We start from the raw sequence: 20,747 nt of genomic DNA, 5'->3' as shown, positions 1-20,747 counted from the left end.
ACAGGGCCGCCGCCAACATTCACCCCCAACCATGCGGAGCAGAATGACTTCCGGCAACACCAACTCACTGCAGGAAGGCCCCCGCCGCAGCGGCACCACACTGGGCCTGCGGCAAAACCTGGCCCAGTTCATGCTCCTCGTGGCCGTCAACGCTCTGGTGGGCGGCACCCTGGGCCAGGAACGCACCGTGCTGCCGCTGCTGGCCGGTGAGGTCTTCCACCTGGACCTCTACACATCCGCGCTGACCTACATCCTGGCCTTTGGCCTCGCCAAGGCCGGCACCAACTACTTCGCGGGCACGCTCTCAGACCGCTACGGCCGCAAGCCCGTGCTGATCGCCGGCTGGCTGATCGCCCTGCCTGTCCCGCTGATGCTGATCTTCGGGCCGTCCTGGGGCTGGATCGTGGCCGCCAACGTGATCCTGGGCATCAGCCAGGGCCTCACGTGGTCCACCACGGTCGTGATGAAGATGGACCTGGTCGGCCCTGAGCGCCGCGGCCTGGCCATGGGCCTGAACGAGTCGGCCGGCTACCTCGGCGTCGCCGGAACCGCCCTCGCCACCGGCTACATCGCGGCCAACTATGGGCTGCGCCCCGGACCGTTCCTGCTCGGCGCCGCCTACATCGCGCTGGGACTCGGCCTCTCCGTCTTCGCCGTGAAGGAAACCCGGGGCCACGCCCGGCTCGAAGCCGTAAACCATACGGCCGCCCACGCCGGCGCCCACGGACACCTGAGCAACCGGGAAATTTTCACCCTCACCAGCTTCCGGGACAAATCACTCTCCTCGGTCAGCCAGGCCGGCATGGTCAACAACCTCAACGACGGCCTCGCCTGGGGCCTCTTCCCCGTACTGTTCGCCGCCGCCGGCCTGACGATCGAAAAGATCGGTATCCTCGCCGCCGTCTATCCTGCGGTCTGGGGCGCCGGGCAGCTCGTCACCGGGGCGCTGTCGGACAAATACGGGCGGAAATGGCTGATCGTCGGCGGCATGCTCGTCCAGGCCGCCGCGCTGGCGATGGTGGCCGTCGGCCAGGACTTCGGGATCTGGCTCGCCGCCGCCGTCCTGCTTGGCCTCGGCACGGCAATGGTCTACCCCACGCTCCTGGCGGCCATCGGCGATGTCGCCCACCCGGCGTGGCGGGCCAGGTCCGTGGGAATCTACCGGCTGTGGCGCGACGGCGGGTTCGCCGTCGGCGCGCTGCTCGCCGGCATCCTCGCGGACGCCTACGGCATCCCGGTGGCAGTCGCCGCCGTCGCCGCCCTGACCGCCCTGTCGGGCCTCCTCGTGGCGGCCCGCATGCGCGGCACCGATTAGAACAGGCTTCCCACCGGCCGGATGAGTTCGGCGGAGTCGTTCCTGACGTTTCCGACGGCGGTGCCGACGGCGTCGATGGTCCATCCCTCGGCGATGTCGTGCGCCCCGGCCCGGACCAGGCCCACGAGGCCGGCCGCGTCATCGGCCGTCGGGTCCAGCCAGTTCTGCATCGTCTCGCGGTCCATCGGCAGCGGCACCCTGTCGTGCAGCGCGGTCAGTTCGGCGAGCATTCCCCCGGCGTAGCCGTCCGGTGGAGAGTCTGTGGTCATGATCGACGTCGACAGCAGCCAGCGCTCCGGGTCGTCCTCTGCCTTGGAAGGGTCCTTCCACCATTCGTACAGCCCGGCAAAGACCATCAGGTGGCCATCGCTCGGGTGGACGTAGTAGGGCTGCTTGCTGCGGCCCTCGCCTTTCCATTCGTAGTACCCGTCCGCCGGGACCGCGCAACGCCGCGACCGGGTGGCTTTCCGGAACGCCGGCTTCTCCAGCACACTCTCGCTGCGGGCGTTGATCATCTTCGAACCGATGCCGGGATCCTTGGCCCAGGACGGCACAAGTCCCCAGCGCGCAATATGCAGCTGCCGGACAGGGCTTCCGTCCACGAGCCGTTCCAGCAGGATCGGGACATCCGCGGTGGGGGCCACATTCCACGACGGCGGAATGGCAATCTCCTCTTCCAGCCCGGCGTCGAACTCGGCCAGCAGGTCTCCGACGGCCCGGGCCATCACATAGCGTCCACACATGGCATCAGCATGCCACCGGGACGGCCGCGCGGGAATACCGGCTCACGGGCGGCGCCCGCCGAGGTCGCCGGAAACGTGCGGAGTCGCCGGAACTTTTCCGGCGACTCCGCAGCTTTACCGCGAATTCGCGTCCATCAGCATGCCACCGGGACGGCCGCGCGGGAATACCGGCTCACGGGTTACGGTTATTGGGAGTAATGTCCGACTTTTTGTCGGCAAGCTGCGCTGCCAATCAGCACCGCCAACCCGCTTTGAGGAGAACTTCGTGGATTTCACCCCCGAACCCGGCACCATCACCATGTTTTCGACAACCTGGTGCGGCTACTGCAACCGCCTGAAGAAGCAGCTGGATGCCCAGGGAATCGGTTACACCGAGATCAACATCGAAGAAGTTGAAGGCACCGCGGACCTCGTACAGAAGCTCAACGGAGGCAACCAGACCGTCCCCACAGTGCTGTTCCCGGACGGCACCGCCGCCACAAACCCTTCCGCCGCTGAGGTCAAGAGCCGCCTCGCGGCCTAAGACCTTCCCTTTTACCCAATTTCGACGACGGCGCGGCCTCCCGGCTCAAATTCCAGGGCGCCGCGCCGCACCGCGTTTTGCGACAAGAGTTTTGCAGCAAAGGTTTTGCAACAAAATTCTTGCACCGGGAACCGCGACGACAGCAGAGGAGCTAATTCCATGGTCCACAAGGTCAAAGGCGCAGTAGCCCGCTCCAAGGGAGCACCCGTCACAGTGGAGACCATCCTGGTCCCGGATCCCGGCCCCGGCGAAGCCCTGGTGGACATCCTCACCAGCGGCGTCTGCCACACCGACCTGCACTACAAACTAGGCGCCATCAACGACGACTTCCCGTTCCTGCTGGGCCACGAGGCCACCGGCGTCGTCAGCGCGGTGGGCCCGGACGTCACCGAGGTGGCCCCCGGCGACCGCGTGGTGCTCAACTGGCGTGCCGTCTGCGGCGAATGCCGGGCCTGCCGCCGCGGCCAGGCGCAGTACTGCTTCAACACCCACAACGCCACCCAGAAGATGACCCTCGAGGACGGCACCGAACTCACGGCCGCCTTGGGCATCGGCGCCTTCGCCGAAAAGACCCTCGTCGCCGCCGGCCAATGCACCAAGGTTGACGCCGGGGCTGACCCCGCCGCCATCGGCCTCTTGGGCTGCGGCGTGATGGCCGGCCTGGGGGCGGCCATCAACACCGGCGGCGTGAAGCGCGGCGATTCCGTCGCCGTGATCGGTTGCGGCGGCGTGGGCGTGGCAGCCGTCGCCGGCGCCGCGCTCGCCGGCGCCACCACCGTGATCGCCGTCGACATCGACGCGAAGAAGCTCGCGCGCGCCAAGGAACTCGGCGCCACCCACACGGTGGACTCCTCCGCCGTCGACCCTGTCGAGGCGATCCGCGAACTCACCGGCGGCTTCGGCGCCGACGTCGTGATCGACGCCGTCGGACGTCCGGAAACGTACAAGCAGTCGTTCTACGCCCGCGACCTCGCCGGCACCGTGGTGCTGGTGGGTGTCCCCAGCCCGGACATGACCCTGGAACTGCCGCTGCTGGATGTGTTCGGCCGGGGCGGCTCGCTGAAGTCCTCCTGGTACGGCGATTGCCTGCCGTCCCGCGACTTCCCGATGCTGATCAGCCTCTACCAGCAGGGCAAGCTGAACCTGGACGCCTTCGTGACCGAACGCATCACGATCGACCAGATCGAGGAAGCCTTCGACAAGATGCACGCGGGATCGGTGCTGCGCTCGGTGGTGGAGCTGTGAGCGGCTCCGTGAACGGGCTCAAGATCGAGCGGCTGGTCACCTCGGGCACGTTTTCGCTCGACGGCGGCACCTGGGACGTGGACAACAACGTCTGGATCATCGGCAATGACGAGGAGTGCCTCGTGATTGACCCGGCGCACGACCCTGCCGCGATTGAGGCGGCCGTCGCGGGCCGGAAGGTCACAGGAATTCTGCTCACCCATGGCCACGATGACCACATCGGCGCCGTCGGTGCGGTCCGCGGCCTCGTCGACGCCCCGGTGTACCTCAACCGCGAGGACTGGATGCTCTGGGACCGGGTGTTCCCGGGGACCGAACCGGATCATGCCATCGGGGACGGAGACGCGTTCGACGTCGCCGGGGCCCGCCTCGTGGCGCTGCACACGCCGGGCCATTCCCCGGGTTCCATGTGTTTCGTCCTGGCGAGCGAAGGCACCGTCTTCGCCGGCGACACGCTGTTCCAGGGCGGCCCGGGAGCCACCGGCCGGTCCTTCAGCGATTTCCCCACCATCATCGAGTCCATCAGGAGCCGGCTGCTGACGCTCCCGGGGGACACGGTGGTGCGGACCGGCCACGGGGATTCGACGACGGTCGGCGCAGAGGCGCCGCAGCTGGCGGAATGGATCGCCCGGGGCCACTAGCTAGGGCCACTAACAAGGTAGCTCGCAGCAGGGGCCGTTCTGGGCGCTGAGAACGGCTTCTGCTGCCAGTTGGATGGGCACGCAGCGGACACCCTCTTCGGACCCACTCAGCCGAGCAGGCTGCCGAAGTCGCCGTAGTCCAGGGTCGCGTAGCGCGCGTAGGTGTCGATCACGGCCGCCTCGATGGCGTCGACGTCCAGGTGCGGGACAAGGTCGTTCACGGCGCCCGCCGTCGCCGGGTCCCAGTCCAGGCCCAGGGCCGCATAACCCGCTTCCAGCACCGCGCGGATCGGGGCGGAGTTCTCCACGACGATGACCGAGCTGAACAGCCAGCCGCCGGCCACCACCCGCTGGGCCGTGCCGATGAGCTTGAGCTGGTGCTGCGGAAACTCCGGATCCTGGCCGTGGACGCTGAACTCGCCGGGGCAGTACTCGCCGGGGATCTCGCCCACGGCGGCGTCGACGCCGGCGCTCCGGAGGGCGTGGGCGAGGAGTTCGCCGAAGAAGGAGAAACGCCCCTTGGCGCCGGCGATCGCATCCGTGGACGGTTCCAGGTGATCGATCACCAGGGTCCCCTCGTGATACGCGGCGGCGCGTCCCCCGGCCTTGCGGACCAGCGGCTCGAAGCCCAGATCGCGGCAGGCCTGTGCCGCGGCGTCGAAGCCCGGCAGGTGCGTGTCCCGCTGTCCGAAGGCCACGGTGGGAGCCGGCCGGTACAGCCGCAGCATGGGCCCCACCTCGCCGGTCTTGACCTTCCGCAGGAGCTCGACGGCGAAGTCCAGGTCCGCGGCGGCGCCCAGGGATTTGTCCTGCCGGAAAATCGTCAGCGTCCGTGGTGCCACCGCTGCCTCCGGCATCTTGTTATGCTCCCTTATGGTCATCTTGCAGTTCCTCGTCGTAGCCGCCGCGTTCGCCGTCATCGATTCGGTCTGGCTCAAGTCAATGAGCAAGTTCTACCGGAGCCATCTGGGGCACCTCATGGCGGACAAGCCCCATCTAGGGTACGCCGTCGTCTTCTACGTCCTCTACATCATCGGGATCGTCTTCTTCGCCCTCCAGCCGGCGCTCGACGGCGGCAGCTGGCTCACCGCGCTGGGTTACGGCGCCGCGTTGGGCACCTTCGCCTACGCCACCTATGACCTCACTAACGCCGCGACCCTGAAAAACTGGCCGCTCATCATTGTGGTGGCCGACATCGCCTGGGGCGCCGTGCTGACGGGCCTGGCCACCGTGGTCGGCTGGCTCGTGTTCCGATAGCAGGGCAGGCGCCGGAGCCGGCCGGGTCCTAGGACTTCCGCAGCGTCAGGATCTGTTCCGCCCGGCCGAACGGACCTGTGAGGTCGTGCAGCACCGTCGAGGTCAGGCCGATCCCGTCCGTGCCGAACGAGACTTCATTGTCCAGGCCCAGCCACTCCCCTTCCGGGCGCCGGTACATGTGGATCTGAAGGTCCAGGTTGGGGAAGGCATAGCTGCCCTTGCCCGGCGGGACGCGGGCGGCGATCCCGTTGGCGGTGTCCACCAGCCCGATCAGCCTGGCCGGGTCACTGCTGTCCTCCTGGTCCGTCAGGGGGTGCTCGGTGTGCAGCCACACGGTCCCGGAACCGGCGCGGTGGCCGTCCGCGATCCGCATCTGGAGCGAGGCGATGTAACCGCCCGGCCAGACGCTTGAGGCGTCGTACGGCTCGCAGTCCTCCGGCGCCGGGATCCTGGGGTCCTCGAACGCGGCGACCGCGGAGGTGTCGGACATGATCATCCGCCAGGCCGTGGCCCGGATGGCCGTGCGGCCGCCCGCCACCAGTTCTGCCTGCACCAGTTCGATGGTCCGGCCGGGGCGCAGCGTCGTGGTGATGACTTCGAAATCGCCGCCGGGGATCAGTCCGAGGATCTCGTAGCTGAGCCGGGCCATACGCATGTCGTCGCGCGGCTCGTGCCGGTCCAGGCAGTCGGCCATGATGCCGGACGCTGGCGCCATGTGCTGCTCGTGCACGTTCCAGGCGCCCTGGGCATGAATGGTGGAGCGGAACCGCCCGCCGCCCAGTGCCTCGTAATAGAAATCGCCCTCGGCCAGCACCGGTAGTTCAGCAGTCAACGTCGACCCTTTCGCAGCTTCAATCGGAGAATCCCGATCCACCCTATCCCGTGCTGCCATGGCAGGAGTCCTCATGGTGTTGCCGTGTGGTTCCGTGGCCGTTGCACGGTCGTGACCACCTGGTGCAGACGGATTTGGATTTGGCTGCTGTGCCGGACGACTCGCATCGTGACGGCTTCGAAGGATGGGCCGCCCGCCATCCCCATGACCCAACCGGTGATTGAGAGACGCGACATGCCCCTATCGGGTGATGCTGAGCGGCTTCATCGGCAGGACACACGATGCCCGTTGCAGAGTGGCAGGTGCCCCCTCGGCACGGTTGTTCTTGCCCGTGTCATCGCACCAGTCGATGTTGTCCGGGATGGCCGCGACCGCCGCGTCGCCCGCGGCCGTTTGAGCCGGGACCTCAAAGCTGTAAATGAAGCGGCCCGCGTCATTCATCGGGACAGTGGTGTTGACCACCTCGATGCCCGTCGCATCGGTGACAGTCACCTGGATGCGGGCGTTCCCGCCATAGCGGGGATTGCAGTCAGCCTCTGGCGCCGTGACCGTCACCTTGTCGCCGGGTTTGGCACCGGACGGGTTCACCGAAAAGGCGGGCGGGAAACAAGGGGGTTCTCCGTTCCCCAAGGAGGAAGCGCATCCGGAGGCAGCACCAGCTACCAGGATGGCACTGACGGCAAAGACCACGGAAGATCGCCGGCCGTGATCGAAATCTGGATGTCTGCAAGGATCCGCCATTTCCACATTATTGGCTGCCTAGCACCGGGCGGACAGTCTTGCAAGACCGTCGTCCCCGAATCGTTGCCCAGCCGCGGCACGCGGTAGACCCGGCAGCATCCCGGCGATATGGGCCGCTGTGGCCGGGCCGGACCCGTGCCGTCACTGTTCCCGGTCGATCCGCCTGACTGGGTAGACTCGGAATCAGGCTTTCCACGACTATCCTCCGAAGAGGTGCTCCCCTGATTCGAGTCATCAGCTACAACCTCCGCAAGCACAAAGCCAGTGGTGAACTGGTTGACCTGGCCGGCGAATTCGAGATTGATGCTCTGTGCCTCCAGGAGTGCGACACCGACGACCTGCCGGAAACCATCGGCGATCTCCACCTTGCAGACGCCACCAAGGGGAATCGGCTGGGCCTGGCGATCTACTACCGCATGGACCGCTTCACGGCCTACGAGACCAGGACGTTTGCCCTGAAGAAGTCGCTGCACGACCGCGTCCTGTCGCCCGCCCACGAACGGCTGATCGGCACCCGGGTGATCGACAACGAGACCGACCACGACCTGGTCATCGCGTCGTTCCACGCGGCCCCCCTGACCGCCTCGAACTCGCTGCGCCGGAACCAGATCCATGCAGCACATGCCGAATTGCTCAGCATGGGCGGCGGCCTGATGTCGCTGATGGTGGGCGACTTCAACTACCCGTTCTTCACCAAGTACCTCACCGCCCAGATGAAGGACGCCGGCTACGACCTGACACTCAGCGACCGGCGGACCTACACGCGGTACAAGGTCTTCAAGGGTCATTTCGACTTCGCAACCTCCCAGGGGCTCGAGATCGAAAGCGTCGAAACCCTCCCGCGCGGCGCCTCGGACCACCTCCCGATCCTGATTTCCGCCGAGTACGGCCAGGACGCCCCGTCAACTGACGGCCCGCCGTCTCCTGCCGACGCTTAGCCCGACACCGTGCGCCGGGCGTGGGCTGAGAGACTACCGCCCGGCCTCCGGCTGCTCCGTGGCTACCAGCGACCCTGGCTGAAATCCGATCTGGCCGCCGGCGCAGCCCTCAGCGCGTTCCTCATTCCGGCCGGCATGGCCTACGCCGAGGCCGCCGGACTGCCCGCTGTCACGGGTCTTTACGCCTCTATCATCCCCTTGCTCGCCTATGCCGTGTTCGGGCCCTCCCGGGTCCTGATCATCGGCCCGGACTCCAGCCTGGCACCCATGATCGCCGCCGCAATCCTGCCTCTTGCCGGCGCGGAACCGGATCACGCCGTAGCCCTAGCCGGCGTTCTGGCCCTCATGATCGGCGGACTGCTCCTGGCCGGCAGAGTCTTCAAATTGGGTTTCGTTACCGGGCTGCTGTCCAAACCAATCCGCGTTGGCTACCTCAACGGAATCGCCCTGGTCATCATGCTGAGCCAGCTCCCCAAGCTGCTCGGCATCCCGGGCATCGGAGGCTCACTGGTCCACACCGCCACAGGCACCGCCCAGGCTGTGGCCCAGGGCGCCATCAATCCCCTCGCGTTGCTGTTTGGTGCAGGCACCATCGCCGTGATCGTCGTGTGCCGCTTCCTGCCGTGGAAGCTCCCAGGCGTGCTGATCGCCGTCGTGGCAGCCACAGCGCTGACGGCAGCCCTGGACCTGACGACGACGCTCCCCACGGTGGGTGCCTTGCCGCGGGGGCTGCCGGCGCCGGCTCTCGGCGGCATCAGCCTGGCGGACGTTATCGCCTTGCTCGGCCCGGCGGCCGGCATCGCCCTGATCGCCTTTGCCGATACTTCGGTCCTCTCCAAGAGCTTCGCCGCCCGGAACGGAGTCCGAGTCGACGGGAACCAGGAAATGGGTGCCCTCGGAGTTGCGAACGTGGCCAGCGGCCTCTTTGGCGGCTTTCCGATTTCCGGCAGCACCTCGCGCACCCCGATCGCCCTCGAGGCCGGTGCCAAGAGCCCGCTGAGCGGAGTCGTTGCCGCCGCCCTCGTGGTGCTGTTCATGATCGTGGCGCCCGGAGTGACGTCATTCCTGCCCTCAAGCGTCCTCGCCGGCGTCGTGATTGTTGCGGCGTCATCGATCGTGGACATCGGGACGCTGCGGCGGCTGCTGAAGATGAGCCGGACGGAAGCCGCGCTGCTGGCCGCGACGTTCCTCGGCGTCGCGTTTGTGGGCGTACTTGAGGGCATTGTGGTGGCGATCGGCCTGTCGCTGATCGCATTCGTCCTGCGCGCCTGGGATCCCTACCGCACGGAACTGGGCAGCGTGGCGGACGTGCCCGGCTACCACGACCTGAGCCGGCACCCCGAGGGCCAGCGGGTCCCGGGGCTCGTGATCGCACGCTTCGACGCCCCGCTGTTCTTCGCGAACGGGGCCGTTTTCACCGAGCACATCAGGACGCTGGTGGCCAACGCCCGCGGACCGGTGCACTGGGTAATCGTGGCGTCCGAGGCCATCACGGATCTGGATACCACCGCCCTGGATGACCTGGTGGCGCTCGACGACGAACTCGCCAGGCGCGGCATCAACCTGGTCTTCGCGGAGATGAAGGGACCGGTCAAGGACCGACTGATCCGCTTCGGCGTCAGCAGCCGCTTCGGCCCGGACCACTTCTTCCCCACCGTCAACAACGCGGTGAAAAGCTACAAGCGGACCTTCGACCCGGAGTAGCCGCCGCCTGCTTCAGCCCGTTACGCCGGCAATGCTGCCCGGGGCCTCTTCGGTGAGGTCGACGACGTCGGACGCCGCGTTCTTCTTGACGGATTCGACCCCGCCCAGCGCGCTGGCCTTGGACTTGTAGCTCTGCGAAGAGGCGATCACCTCGCCGTTGGAGGCCTTGAGGCGGAAGCGGAATCCGCCGGACTTGTCCTTGTAGACCTCGAATTTTCCAGCCATGGTGCACCTCTGGTTCAGCGTCGGTGGAGTCGGCCGGGTGGGCCGTTAAGCCACAATGTACTGCGCCCGGGAAGCGCTGGCCAGTGATGCGGGCTGGTGAGGCCGGCCAGGGTTCGACGCAGTTCAGCCCAGCAACGGCACAACGTCGATCCTGCCGTCCGGGCTCACCGTCACGAGGACCCGTTTTCCGGTGACGCCCTCCAGCGCTGCCGCCAGCCGGCCTGCGGGTTGCGCCGCGTCCGCAGACGCTGCGGCAGCTGCGGCAGCCGGGCCGGCGTCGGCCCGTCGCCAGACGGTCACAACCGCGCCGGTGGCCTCTTCGATGGCCCGGTGCAACGGTGCCGGATCGGAGCCGGTAACCAGAATGACGTGGCCGATGGTCCGCTTCCGGGCGGGCCCGGCTGCGGCGAGGACGGCCCGGTCGTGCCGCCAGACGGCGAAGTGGTACCCGGCGGCCAGCCCGGTGGCCACGAGCAGGCCGAGCGGGGCTCGGATCCGCTCCACCAGGGTCCCGCCGGCGACGTCGGCCAGGAAGTATTCGAACATCCTGAAACCGATCACCAGCAGGGTGATGACCGCGACCACGGCGCTCAGCCCGAAGACCACGATCAGATATACGCGCCGGGCGCTCAACCCTGCCCCGGATCCACCTGCCGCGGGCTTCCAGGACAGCGGTTTCCACGAGATCCACCAGACCGGGCCGCCCACCAGGAGCGAACTGATCCCGCCCAGCAGCAGCGTGCGCACCCCGGAGCCGGCGAGTGGGGCCGCAGCCATCGCGAGGGCGGCGTTGACGATCACGCCGATTCCGGAGGCGGCTGCCACCAGGGCAACGCCGGAGGTCACCAGCTTCCCGCCCAGCCGGGTGGAGTCCGCCCGGCCGCGCGCCAGGCCCCGGTGGTAGACCCAGACAAGCGAGCCGATCGCGGCTGCGGCGAGCGCCGGGGCCAGTGGCTCGAGCAGGACAGCCATCGGACCGGCGCGGTCGAACGCCAGGCGGAGGAGCACGAACAGCGCAACTCCGGCGCCGCCGAGGGTGAGGATTCCCGCGCCCAGTACGCCGACAAGGATGAGCGCCACGTTGGCGAGCCCGGTGCGCAGCCGCTGGCCGCCGTCGTGCTTCCAGTGCCACCACCAGACCAGCCCGCCGCCCGCGGCCCAGGCGAGCGACTGCAGCACCGACACCCACCAGGGCTCGCCCACGGCTGCCACCACCGTGGCTCCGCGCAGGGCCGCATCAAGCAGGGCCGACAGCGCCGTGACGGCGCCGCCGACGCCCAACACGAGCCCGTAGTAAGTACCGATCACCGTGGGAACGTCGGCGAGGTCGGCGGGACGTTTCCTGTCATGCCGCCACATCCAGCGGTGCCAGATCCAGATGGCGGCCCAGACCAGCCCGGTGGCCAGCGACAGCCGCCATTGCGGCGGTTGCCCGCCGATGAGCGTGGCGAGCGTGCTCAGCAGGTTGCTGGTGGCAATGATCAGGGACAACGCGCAGGCTCCGGCCAGGTACAGGCCCCAGCCGACGGAGGCACGCTCGGACTCGTCGCCGAGCCTGCGCCACACCGCCCACCACAGGACCGCGGCGAGGGGGCCGCCAATCAGGGCGAAGGCCAGCGAGCGCGCCAGCCCGGCGACGTCCCCCACAGCCAGCTCCGTGCCGGCAATCAGGAGCCGTCCCACCAGTCCGCTGAGCCCGACGGCGGCGATCACCACAAGTGCGAACAGCAGCGCGTACGTGATCAGACGCCGCACGGTGCGCTGCGCCGACCCCACGTCCGTGCCGGCGCTCATTGCTTCACCGCCTGGTTTGGGCACACCGTCAGCTGCCAGGGAGCGTTGTCGATGAGCCATTTGCCGCCGGACTTGACCAGATCGAAGCCACCGTCGACCTGGTACTCGGCGTTGCCGAACGGGCCGCCGCCCTCGGACACCGTGATCAGTACCTTCACATCGGCAGACTCCGCACGTTCGGTCGTCGCGACCAGGGTGACCCGGAGGTTGTCCACTGCCATCCGTTCCACGTTGACGCACGAGCTTCTGGCGGAGTCGCTCAGATATGCCGCAGCGGCGGTCTCGTCGCCGGCGATCACGGCGGCGGAATAGCGCTGGACCACACCGGCGGGAGTGCCTTCGTCCAGCGCCGCCGGCTCCCCGCGGGTGAACACAACAACCAGGGCCACGATTACCAGTACGGCGATCGCGGCCAGTATGGCGAGGAGGGTCCGGTCTTGCTTCCGCAGTGCCTGCTCCTGTGCTGCCGGCTCCGCAGGGGTGGCTGCCGGCGGCGGCTGCGGCTCGGGGTCTTTCGCCTCTGGGCTCATGCCGTCAGTATGGAGGAGCAACGGCACCCCGTCACGGTGTCTTTAGGCCTCATTCGGCGGCGGACGCACTCAGCGGTCCCGGCCGGTCCGGTTCCTCCGGCGTTTGACGTTACGGGCAATCAGCCACCCGACGACCGCGGCCACGGCCGCGTAGACGGCGTAGTTAAGGAAGCGCGAATACTCGTCGATGAGCCGGTACTGCGACCCGAGCAGGGCCCCCAGCCCGATCAGCAGACCGTTCCACAGGCTGCTCCCCGCGACAGTGAAAAGGCTGAAGGTCACAAGGTTCATCTTCTGGGCACCGGCCGGCAGCGAAATCAGGCTGCGAACGCCCGGTAATAGCCGGCCGAAGAACACCGCCGACCTTCCGTGGCGGCGGAACCAGCCGGCGGCCCGTTCGAAGTCCGCGCGGTCTACGAGGGGCAGCCGGGACAGCCAACGGATCGAACGATCCAGCCCCAGCCACGCTCCCAGCCAGTACAGGAGCAGCGCGCCCGTATACGCGCCCAGGATACTGGTGAAGTAGACGAGGACCAGGTTCATGGAACCCAGCCTGGCCAGGAAGCCTGCCAGCGGAAGGATCAGTTCGCTGGGAATCGGCGGGAATACCGTCTCGGCCAGGGTGAACAGCCCTACCCCCCACTCCCCCAGCGCATCGACGGCGCGGGCGGCGAACCCGACAACACCGGTGAGATCGTCAACCGGGCCGGGAGCCGTCACGACGGCAGCCGCCCTTCAGTATCCTTGACCACCGGCGCACGCTTCCCTTCCCTGCAGGCTTCGGTGGCCAGCCTAGCCGAACCGCTGCTACGGCAGGAGGCGAAGGCAGGCGCGCACTTCCCGTCGACGCGGCCGGAGGCAGGCACTACGCTCAACAAATGGGTATTCTGCGGAAAGTCCTCGGCGTCGTGGTCCTGGTCCTCATCGGACTGGTGGGCGCGGGACCGGCGGCACACGCGGTCCGGCCGGTCGACGTCGTTGTGGAGGACCGGGCGGGAGTGCTGGACCGAAACACCCTGCTGCCGGCGGTGCAGTCCATCGAGTTCTACCAGCCCACCAAGGTGGCCGTGTATACGTACAACGGCACCGCTGCGGACAACCTCAACGAGGAAGTCCTGCGCTTTGCCCGCGCCGAGCATCCCGATTGGATCAGCGCCGACGGGCAGAAGTGGGCGGACGGGCTGTTCATCTTCGCCCTCGACCCGGTGGGCCGGCATGTCGGAACCTATATGGGGGAAGACCGCAAGGTCTCCCCCGAACAGCGCGATGACATCCAGAACGCGTCCAAAGAACTCCTGCGCGATGCCCAGTGGACGGACGGCACCGTTGCCGGCATCCAGCGCGGCGCGGAACTGATCAACCAGCCCTGGTACCGGTCCACCGCCTTCCTCATCACGGCCTGGACGACGGCGTCTGTGGCTGTCGCCGGGGCTGCTACCTGGCTGATCGTCCGTTGGCGGACCCGGGTGGACAGCCGCAAGGCACTGGCCCGCGGGGATGCCAGCTACGCCAACGTCAGCATGGACCTGCAGGTCACCGAGCTCAATGCCGGCACCATCCCCGAAGCCTCGCGCTATGGCAGCACCGTCCTGGAGAAGCACCGCACCTTCATGGCGAAGTACAACACCGCCACCGGACTCTCCAACCAGGTGCACGCCCTGGCCGCCAGGGACCTGAGCCGGCGGCCCAACCTGAGAACGGTCCGGCAGTTCGCCGACGCCGCAGAGGAACTCGACGTCCTGGACGACGTCATCGCGGACACCAATGCCCTGCTCAACCGGGGCAGCTCATGGGCCCCGGCCTGGGACCGGCAGCTGGCACCCTTCCGCAACGACCTCGCCGCCCTCGAACAGATGCTCAGTAAGCGCCATGCCGAGGGCGACTCCGCGACGGCGGCCGCTCTCCGGTCCTTCCGGGATCAGAGCCACCGGGAACTCGAACGCTGGACGTCCGAGTTGTCGGACGGAACAATCACCCCCGAAACGGCCCTCGACCGGCTGCGGGACGCGCGCACCCACCTCTCCGAACTGCTGAAGAACCACGCCGACACCGTCATCGATGGCTTCGCGAAGAACGACAAGGAAGCCGCGCTGATGCGCAAGGAGATGGAGAGCGCCCAAGCCGGGACCAAGGCGAAGTACGGCCGCACCTACGAGCCCAGCATCCTGGGCACGGTCTACCCGTCCTACTACTTCTTTTCGGTTCCCACATTCAATTCCGGCTTTAACACAGGCGTCAGCAACGTCGGCAGCGCCCGTGGCGGGGGCGGCAGCACCACCGGCTACGGAAGCAGCGGCGGAAGCTTCTCCGGCTCCGGCAGTTCGTCCAGCTTCTAGGGCCGGGATTCCGGGCCGGGCCGTCAGGCTGTTGGGCGGGGTTCGACGACGAAGTCGCCGCCGGGAAACATGATTGTCTCGTGGCCGTCGTCGAACCTCACATGGTACGGCGGCGACCCGTCGGATCCCCTGACCTCCAGGATTTCACCGTGCCGGTCCGAGGATTCGACCGTTGTGCCCCGGATGATGATGCGGTCTCCTTGTGCTGCTTTCATGGCGTTCACCTCCCTTCTTCAGCGTACGGTTCTCGGCCCCTCGGGGGAACGGCCGTCAGAAGAGTCCGGCCGCAATCGTTTTGGTCAGCTGGTGGATGACCCGGGTTCGGGCCGCCATGTCGGACGTATCCCGGCCCAGCGTGTAGACGACGAAGACATAGGCCCGCTCCCCCTGCACCAGGATGCTCGCGTCATGCAGGTTGCCAAAGAGCAGGCCGTATTTGTGGTAAACGGTGATGCCCGCGGGGACGGCGGCCGGGACCAGCGATTCATAGTTGGTGTGCTGCAGGTAGGACAGCAACTGTCCCGTGTTCGCCGCGTTGAGCAACTGGCCGGTGTACAGCCGGTACAGCGTCCGCGCCGTCTCGGCGGGCGTCAGGGTGTTGAGCGTGCGGTCGTAGGTGATCCCGATTGACGCCGCATAGTCGGTCAATCCCCTAGCGCCAACGGCGGCCATGATCAGCGCCCACGATTCGTTGTTGCTCTGCTGGACCATCTGCCGGATCTGGACGCCGGCCGTTGATACCCCCATCCGGGCTGCAAGGGAGGCCTTGCCGGTTTCCACCAGATGGTAGTAGGCCGAGGCGGCGAGGATCTTCGCCGTGCTGGCGGCGACGAACTTTGCCTTCACCCCGTAGTCATGCACCACACCGTCGGTCACATCAATCAGGGCCACGCCCACCTGGTAGCGGCTGTTGGCTGTGATGACGGCATTGATCTGGGCGTCGAGTTTCGGACTGATGGACAGCACCGCAACGGCCGGGACGACGGCGTCCGGCGGCGGCGCCGTCGTCGGCGGCACTTGCGACGGCGGTACTTGCGACGGCGGTACAGCTGAAAGCACGTCGGATGGCGGCAGCCCGGACGCCGGAGGAACCGTGTGTTCCCCGCCGGCCGTTCCCGGGGAATTGGGAGCGGCGGACACGGACGCCCCGGCAGGTGCAACGGCGTCGGCGGGCACCCTGGCCTGGATTGCAATGCAGAAGGAGGTCGCCGAAACCAGGGCGAGTGCGGCGGCGGCCGCCGTCAGGCGATGCCGGCGGATCCGGCCCAACGGTTCCGGCAGGCGCCAGCCGGACCGACGGGTGGCAACATGCGTGTGGCGGCCGCTGCTGTAGTGGCGGCCGGGCCCCCAATTTTCCATCGGGCCTCATCCCCGGCACAGCGAAGGGCTGGGGTGGGCTGTCGCCTCGTACACGTTCGCAGGCATGCTGATCCTCCGTGGGCTAGAACCGCGGTAGGGGCTTCAAAGTTTCTGAATTCTGCTCTGCGGGGGCTCCGAGCGCAAGAGTTTTCGCTTTGGAAAACCTTGGGTCAGGCGCCCAGATCGCGGCGCCGGGAGCGCAACTAGCGCTCGGTGAAGGCTGCGGCCGCTGCGGCAGGCCCAGATTGTCGGCGATTTCTGTCCAGTGCCGGCCGCAGGAACCCTCCCGGGGCGGGAGTCAGCGCACCGTAAGCTGCAGGCCCAGCACGTTGCTCACGGCTATCACGGCCCGCAGCGAGGGGTTTCCGGTGGCGGTCTCGATCGCCCGGACGGTTCGTACCGAGGTGCCGGCCAGATGGGCCAGGTTTTCCTGCGTGATGCCGGCGTCCTTGCGGGCGCTGCGGATGCTCGCTGCAATCGACGCCACGTCACGCATGGCTCCTCCCCTCCGGCAGGATACTGCCGGTGGCGGCAGTCCAGTTCGTTCATCGTGGCCCAGATTCCGCGCTTCGGCAAGATGCTGCCGGTATGGCATGCGGGCGGTGCGGCCTGATTCGGCTCAATGCTGCCGCCCGGCGCCGGACGGCCTCGCCGGTTCTGACCCTGCCTCTGGTCCGGGCCCCGGCGTACGCTGGAGCGATAACCCACAGCCAGATGAAGGAGCCCCGCGATGCGCAAGGTCATTCTGATGATGCAGATATCCCTGGACGGATTCATCGAGGGCCCGGAGCAGGACCTGAGCTGGCACATGGTCGACGAGGAACTGCACCATCACTTCAATGATCAGCTCCGGACCATGGGCGCCTTTCTGGACGGCCGCGTCACCTATGAGTTGATGGCCGGGTTCTGGCCGACGGCGGACCAGGACCCCTCGAGCACTGCACCGGAGATCGACTTCGCCCGGATCTGGCGGGACATGCCCAAGATCGTCTATTCCAGGACCCTGGCGAAGGCCGGCTGGAATACCGCGGTGGTGCGGGACGTCGTCGTTGAGGACGTCGTGAAGCTGAAGGAAGAGTCCGGCGGGGACCTCGCGCTTGGCGGGGCCGAAATCGCGGCGGCCTTCCGGCGGCTCGGCCTGATCGATGAGTACCGGATCTACGTCCACCCGGTCCTGATCGGACGCGGCAAGCCCTTGTTTCAGGAGACGGATACGCTGACAAAGCTCCGGCTGCTGGAGACGCGCGTCTTCGGCAACGGCGTGGTGCTGCTGCGGTACGCGGGCTGACCGGCCGGACCGGCTGGCGGGCTGGCCCGGGCACGCGAAAGGCCGGTTGATCCGCGGCCCCCAAGGCAACCGATCAACCGGCCTTCTGCACGCTGCTGGCGGGTGCTGCTAGCCGGCGCGGACGAAGGTCACGGGGCCGGTGGCGGTGAGCCAGGACAGCGGGTGAACCACTGTCTGGTTCTTGCCGTTCATCCCGCTGCTGAGCACCTGACCGTTGCCGACGTAAATTCCGATGTGCCCGGACTGAACTACCATGTCGCCCGGCTGGGGATCGCCGACTACGCTGCCGTAGTTCATGAACTGCATCGGGCCGAGGTCGCCGACGGGGATTCCGGCTGCGCCAAGGGCCTTCTCGACCAAGGCGGTGCAATCCTGTGTTATGCCCAGTTGGCCGTAAGCGGCGGAGACCATAGTGGCATTTACGCCGCCGGCCGCCGGGGCTGCGGCGGGAGCGGCGGCAGCGACCGGCGCTGCCTGGACCTTCACCGCGGCCTTGGCGGCTGCCGGGGCCGCTGCCGGCGCCTTGGCGGCCGGGGCTGCTACGGGCTTGGGCTGTTCGATCACCGGGGCCGGGGCGGTAGCCACGGCCGGGCGCTCGAAGGTGATCTGGACTGCGGAATCCGCAAGGACCGGTGCACCCACCTGGCCCTTGACATCGACGGACGACGCCGGTGCGGAGTCGCGCTGGACGGGGGCCTCGGCGGCGTTGGCGGCCATGGCACTGCTGAGCACCAGGCCGGAGGCCGCGGCGATCACTGCAGCCTGGCGGCCGAAGATGCCTGCCTTGGCGGACAGGATTGCGGAACGGCGTTTGCTGCGAAGGTCGGCGCGCTTAGGCGCAAGGGTATTGCTGGAAGTCATAAAGGTAGCCTCTCCCAATGCCTGCGAGGTGAGCTGTCGGATTCGGATGGAAGGCACCCGGCCGCACTCTGGCCCTAACTTCGGACTGTGCGGCTTCACCCCAAGACCCCTGGCGAACAGCGGGTCAAAAGTGGTTTCCCCGTCTCTGCCGGACGTTGCTGCGAGTTGTCCCCCGGGCCGCGGCAGAGTTAGGCAATCGGCTGGGGGGCGCCTGTTTCGAAGCAACAGGCACCTAACAACGGTAACGGTATGATCACGGAATGTCACATTGAGGTAACGGAGGAGGTGGTCGCGGGCGGTCTTTTGCACCCGCTGGACCCGGCCCCCGGCATAGGATGATGCCATCAGCGTTCCCCCGAGGCGGAGGCCCGAAATGAACAGCCGCGAAGTCACCAGCCACTGCGTCGCCATCTGCCAGCTAAGCAACCAGCCTCGGGAGGACTTCAGCGTCAATACCGAGCTGCTGGTCCTGGAAAGCGGGGAAGTGCATGTGTCCACGTGGGATGCTGAGCCCCGCGACGGCGGCTTTGACGTCTTCGTCCTGAATGACCGCGTTGACGCTGCGGGCTTTATGGTGGTCACCGACTGGGAGTTCCTGGACGGCAAGGCCTACGCTGTAGTGGAGCGCCGCCCGGCCGCGTAGGCACGTCGCTGCGAATCGGCCCATCAGTACTCCAGTTCGGGCCGGTGCCTCGCCATGTCGGCGACCACCAGGGAGACCGCCTCTGTGGCGATCGCCGCGCCGTCGTCGTCCAACCGGCTGAGCCCGGGTGGCTCTGCCAGCACCGAGCGGGCGCGGCGGACGAATCGGGCCCAGTCCCCCGTACCGGACCGGAGCGCACGCAGCGGGGACAGCAGTGCGGCACGGCGCAACCAGTGGTCGGGATCCCGCACCCAGCGGTCCAGGACGCTGTCCGCGCGCACCCCGCCCACGACGTCGAGCCCCGCGATCATGGGACCGACGACGTCGATGGCGAGCGGATCGACGAGCCCGCGCAATTGCGCCTCGCGGATGAAGCGCTCGATCCGGGTCAGGTCCGTGTTGGTCAGCAGGCGGACGCTGGACTGCAGGAGCACGACGGCGGCGAGGCGGCGCTCGAAGACGGGTACCTCCCACAACTCCGAGCTGAGGGCAGTGATGTCATCGTGCGTCAGTTCCGGGTGGCGGCGGAGGGCGTCGCGGACGGTTCCGCGCACCGCTCCGACCGAGGCGCCGTAGTACTGCAGCTCGGTGCCCTTCGACGCGGTGCCGAGCCGAGCCTGCGTGTCCTCCGCACGGCTCCATGACGACTCGCGCTGCAGCGCAAGGTCCATGAATTCGCCGGCGTCGCTCATTGGTTCATTCTTTCGCACTCTCTGGATGGGCCTTCGGTAACTCCCGGAGCAGCTTCTGAACGAATAGCTCGCCGAAGGCGGCGGGGTCAGCGGTCAGGCCGCCGGCGTAGGCCTATCCCGGACGGGTCACTAGTATGAGGCATGGCCGCGGCAAAAAGAGGTTCAGAGTTGATCAGGCACGTAACCGTTGTCCTGCTCAGCCTCTCTCTATTCGCTACGTCCTGCGCCGCTGGGGAGCCCTCAGCCCCGGGAGATGACGCTGCCCGGCCATCCCCGCGTGAGGCGACGCCTGAAACGCCGGTTTCAAACTCATCAGTCAGTCCTGAAACCTCCCCAGCGGACGGAGCCATCTCCCATACGGCCAGCGCATTGAGTCGGGAGCTTGCCGGGGATGATCGGTTGGCCTCGGTCGAAGTGCTGGAGGGGAGCCGAATTGTCGTTCACTGGCACGGTCTGGTGGACTCGAAGCTACGGGACCTAATGGCCCGGTTCCCGAACATTGACATTACAGTCGAGGCAGCCCTCTGTTCGCCGGGGAAACTTGGCGATTATGGCAGCGAGCTGTTGGCGTCAGACCCTGCTGTGAACATCGTCGCCGTATCGCCTGATGGGTCGCACCTGAGGCTTACACTCGATGAATTGGTCGAGGCCAATGCGGACGTTGCCGGCCTGGAGCGTAAGTACTCAGAGGCAGTAGGTTGCCCGGTCAAAGTCGAATTCGGGGACGTTGCCCCAGCCGATGGTTGATCTGCCCGCGACAGCATCCGTCGAGGGGTCCGTCGTTGCGTGGCTCAATGACCAGGCCGGCCCCTGCTCAACGTCGGGAGCTCCGCCGAACCTCAATTCCGCAACGTCGCTAAATTGTCGCAGGTGCCCGATAGCCTGTTTCCATGGACGGCATTCAGGAGCCCGACGTGGCTCCTTCGGCGGCAGGCAGTGTGACGGTCACGGACGTGGCCCGCTCTCTGGCCGCTGTCCGCCCCTGCCTCGACGACGACGGCGGCGCCGGGCTGATCGGCCAGCTCCGGGACCTCGAGGACCTCAAATCCGCCGCCGCCGCGCTGCAGGCCAGAATCGCCG

23 protein-coding genes, 1 pseudogene and 1 riboswitch are annotated in these 20,747 nt (G+C 67.4%); of the genes and pseudogenes, 11 read left to right on the top strand and 13 right to left on the bottom strand.

The window, feature by feature from the left end; all coding sequences use genetic code 11:
- Positions 1-43 precede the first annotated feature (43 nt).
- A complete protein-coding gene (locus ACZYZE_RS18330) occupies positions 44-1,315 on the top strand; it encodes an MFS transporter (protein ID WP_463909409.1) in 1,272 nt (423 codons plus the stop codon).
- On the opposite strand, the gene ACZYZE_RS18325 is transcribed toward ACZYZE_RS18330, so the two are convergent.
- A complete protein-coding gene (locus ACZYZE_RS18325; protein WP_463909407.1) occupies positions 1,312-2,058 on the bottom strand; it encodes an SOS response-associated peptidase in 747 nt (248 codons plus the stop codon). The two genes, ACZYZE_RS18330 and ACZYZE_RS18325, sit on opposite strands and share 4 nt — an antisense overlap.
- A gap of 265 nt (positions 2,059-2,323) precedes the next feature.
- On the opposite strand from ACZYZE_RS18325, the gene ACZYZE_RS18320 reads away from it, so the two are divergent.
- The 3 genes from ACZYZE_RS18320 (at position 2,324) to ACZYZE_RS18310 (ending at position 4,467) form a co-directional block, all read left to right on the top strand.
- The gene (locus ACZYZE_RS18320) at positions 2,324-2,581 is read left to right on the top strand and encodes a mycoredoxin (protein ID WP_459320180.1); all 258 of its coding nucleotides are present in this window, start codon (positions 2,324-2,326) and stop codon (positions 2,579-2,581) included.
- 159 nt (positions 2,582-2,740) lie between these two features.
- On the top strand, positions 2,741-3,826 hold the full coding sequence (locus ACZYZE_RS18315) for an S-(hydroxymethyl)mycothiol dehydrogenase (RefSeq protein WP_459320179.1): 1,086 nt from the start codon (positions 2,741-2,743) through the stop codon (positions 3,824-3,826).
- Positions 3,823-4,467 carry an MBL fold metallo-hydrolase gene (locus ACZYZE_RS18310; protein ID WP_463909404.1) on the top strand — a complete coding sequence of 215 codons (645 nt, stop codon included), beginning with the start codon at positions 3,823-3,825 and terminating at the stop codon, positions 4,465-4,467. The genes ACZYZE_RS18315 and ACZYZE_RS18310 overlap by 4 nt, the downstream gene beginning before the upstream one ends.
- 107 nt (positions 4,468-4,574) lie before the next feature.
- Here the strand turns inward: ACZYZE_RS18310 and ACZYZE_RS18305 are convergent, their stop codons facing one another.
- Positions 4,575-5,348 (bottom strand): lipoate--protein ligase family protein, encoded by a 774-nt coding sequence (locus tag ACZYZE_RS18305; protein WP_463909402.1) that lies wholly within the window; start codon positions 5,346-5,348, stop codon positions 4,575-4,577.
- Between ACZYZE_RS18305 and ACZYZE_RS18300 the strand changes: the two genes are divergently transcribed.
- Positions 5,341-5,724 carry a DUF2177 family protein gene (locus ACZYZE_RS18300; RefSeq protein ID WP_463909401.1) on the top strand — a complete coding sequence of 128 codons (384 nt, stop codon included), beginning with the start codon at positions 5,341-5,343 and terminating at the stop codon, positions 5,722-5,724. The two genes, ACZYZE_RS18305 and ACZYZE_RS18300, sit on opposite strands and share 8 nt — an antisense overlap.
- A 28-nt stretch (positions 5,725-5,752) precedes the next feature.
- On the opposite strand, the gene ACZYZE_RS18295 is transcribed toward ACZYZE_RS18300, so the two are convergent.
- Both ACZYZE_RS18295 and ACZYZE_RS18290 read right to left on the bottom strand, forming a co-directional pair.
- The gene (locus ACZYZE_RS18295; RefSeq protein WP_459320175.1) at positions 5,753-6,556 is read right to left on the bottom strand and encodes a thioesterase family protein; all 804 of its coding nucleotides are present in this window, start codon (positions 6,554-6,556) and stop codon (positions 5,753-5,755) included.
- A 240-nt stretch (positions 6,557-6,796) separates the two neighbouring features.
- The gene (locus ACZYZE_RS18290) at positions 6,797-7,144 is read right to left on the bottom strand and encodes a hypothetical protein (RefSeq protein WP_459320174.1); all 348 of its coding nucleotides are present in this window, start codon (positions 7,142-7,144) and stop codon (positions 6,797-6,799) included.
- A 377-nt stretch (positions 7,145-7,521) separates the two neighbouring features.
- On the opposite strand from ACZYZE_RS18290, the gene ACZYZE_RS18285 reads away from it, so the two are divergent.
- Positions 7,522-8,235: an endonuclease/exonuclease/phosphatase family protein gene (locus ACZYZE_RS18285; RefSeq protein WP_459320183.1), complete on the top strand. Its 714-nt coding sequence runs from the start codon at positions 7,522-7,524 to the stop codon at positions 8,233-8,235.
- A 9-nt stretch (positions 8,236-8,244) separates the two neighbouring features.
- Positions 8,245-9,939: a SulP family inorganic anion transporter gene (locus tag ACZYZE_RS18280; protein WP_463909398.1), complete on the top strand. Its 1,695-nt coding sequence runs from the start codon at positions 8,245-8,247 to the stop codon at positions 9,937-9,939.
- 12 nt (positions 9,940-9,951) lie between these two features.
- Here ACZYZE_RS18280 and ACZYZE_RS18275 read toward each other — a convergent pair whose 3' ends face one another.
- The 4 genes from ACZYZE_RS18275 to ACZYZE_RS18260 all read right to left on the bottom strand — a co-directional run bounded on the left by ACZYZE_RS18275 (position 9,952) and on the right by ACZYZE_RS18260 (position 13,208).
- Entirely contained in the window at positions 9,952-10,164 is a 213-nt protein-coding gene (locus tag ACZYZE_RS18275; RefSeq protein WP_459320172.1) for a YegP family protein, read from the bottom strand.
- Between the two features lie 123 nt (positions 10,165-10,287).
- Positions 10,288-11,958: a DUF5671 domain-containing protein gene (locus ACZYZE_RS18270; protein WP_463909397.1), complete on the bottom strand. Its 1,671-nt coding sequence runs from the start codon at positions 11,956-11,958 to the stop codon at positions 10,288-10,290.
- Positions 11,955-12,488 (bottom strand): LpqB family beta-propeller domain-containing protein, encoded by a 534-nt coding sequence (locus tag ACZYZE_RS18265; protein ID WP_463909396.1) that lies wholly within the window; start codon positions 12,486-12,488, stop codon positions 11,955-11,957. The genes ACZYZE_RS18270 and ACZYZE_RS18265 overlap by 4 nt, the downstream gene beginning before the upstream one ends.
- Before the next feature lie 69 nt (positions 12,489-12,557).
- Complete coding sequence (locus ACZYZE_RS18260) at positions 12,558-13,208, bottom strand: DedA family protein (protein WP_463909395.1); 651 nt, start codon at positions 13,206-13,208, stop codon at positions 12,558-12,560.
- A gap of 158 nt (positions 13,209-13,366) precedes the next feature.
- Here ACZYZE_RS18260 and ACZYZE_RS18255 point away from each other — a divergent pair, with 158 nt between their 5' ends.
- On the top strand, positions 13,367-14,824 hold the full coding sequence (locus tag ACZYZE_RS18255) for a DUF5129 domain-containing protein (protein ID WP_459320168.1): 1,458 nt from the start codon (positions 13,367-13,369) through the stop codon (positions 14,822-14,824).
- A 23-nt stretch (positions 14,825-14,847) separates the two neighbouring features.
- Here the strand turns inward: ACZYZE_RS18255 and ACZYZE_RS18250 are convergent, their stop codons facing one another.
- The 3 genes from ACZYZE_RS18250 to ACZYZE_RS18240 form a co-directional block, all read right to left on the bottom strand.
- Entirely contained in the window at positions 14,848-15,039 is a 192-nt protein-coding gene (locus ACZYZE_RS18250) for a DUF1918 domain-containing protein (RefSeq protein WP_459320167.1), read from the bottom strand.
- Between the two features lie 55 nt (positions 15,040-15,094).
- Positions 15,095-16,183, bottom strand: coding sequence for a serine hydrolase (locus ACZYZE_RS18245; RefSeq protein ID WP_463909394.1), 1,089 nt, complete (start codon positions 16,181-16,183; stop codon positions 15,095-15,097).
- A gap of 298 nt (positions 16,184-16,481) precedes the next feature.
- Positions 16,482-16,679: a helix-turn-helix transcriptional regulator gene (locus ACZYZE_RS18240; RefSeq protein ID WP_459320165.1), complete on the bottom strand. Its 198-nt coding sequence runs from the start codon at positions 16,677-16,679 to the stop codon at positions 16,482-16,484.
- A gap of 234 nt (positions 16,680-16,913) precedes the next feature.
- On the opposite strand from ACZYZE_RS18240, the gene ACZYZE_RS18235 reads away from it, so the two are divergent.
- Positions 16,914-17,471, top strand: a complete 558-nt coding sequence (locus ACZYZE_RS18235) for a dihydrofolate reductase family protein (protein WP_459320164.1) — start codon at positions 16,914-16,916, stop codon at positions 17,469-17,471.
- 108 nt (positions 17,472-17,579) lie between these two features.
- Here ACZYZE_RS18235 and ACZYZE_RS18230 read toward each other — a convergent pair whose 3' ends face one another.
- Complete coding sequence (locus ACZYZE_RS18230; protein ID WP_463909393.1) at positions 17,580-18,332, bottom strand: NlpC/P60 family protein; 753 nt, start codon at positions 18,330-18,332, stop codon at positions 17,580-17,582.
- A gap of 4 nt (positions 18,333-18,336) precedes the next feature.
- Positions 18,337-18,537: riboswitch (cyclic di-AMP (ydaO/yuaA leader) on the bottom strand.
- Between the two features lie 168 nt (positions 18,538-18,705).
- On the opposite strand from ACZYZE_RS18230, the gene ACZYZE_RS18225 reads away from it, so the two are divergent.
- Positions 18,706-18,975 carry a hypothetical protein gene (locus tag ACZYZE_RS18225; protein ID WP_459320162.1) on the top strand — a complete coding sequence of 90 codons (270 nt, stop codon included), beginning with the start codon at positions 18,706-18,708 and terminating at the stop codon, positions 18,973-18,975.
- A 23-nt stretch (positions 18,976-18,998) separates the two neighbouring features.
- Here the strand turns inward: ACZYZE_RS18225 and ACZYZE_RS18220 are convergent, their stop codons facing one another.
- A complete protein-coding gene (locus tag ACZYZE_RS18220) occupies positions 18,999-19,667 on the bottom strand; it encodes a DNA alkylation repair protein (protein ID WP_459320161.1) in 669 nt (222 codons plus the stop codon).
- 890 nt (positions 19,668-20,557) lie between these two features.
- Here ACZYZE_RS18220 and ACZYZE_RS18215 point away from each other — a divergent pair.
- A pseudogene (locus ACZYZE_RS18215) lies at positions 20,558-20,747 on the top strand (HNH endonuclease); the annotation flags it as partial.

It is taken from the genome of Pseudarthrobacter woesei, assembly GCF_055412745.1.
Note: the sequence above shows the minus strand (reverse complement) of the source record. Positions and strands in the feature narration are given on the sequence as shown.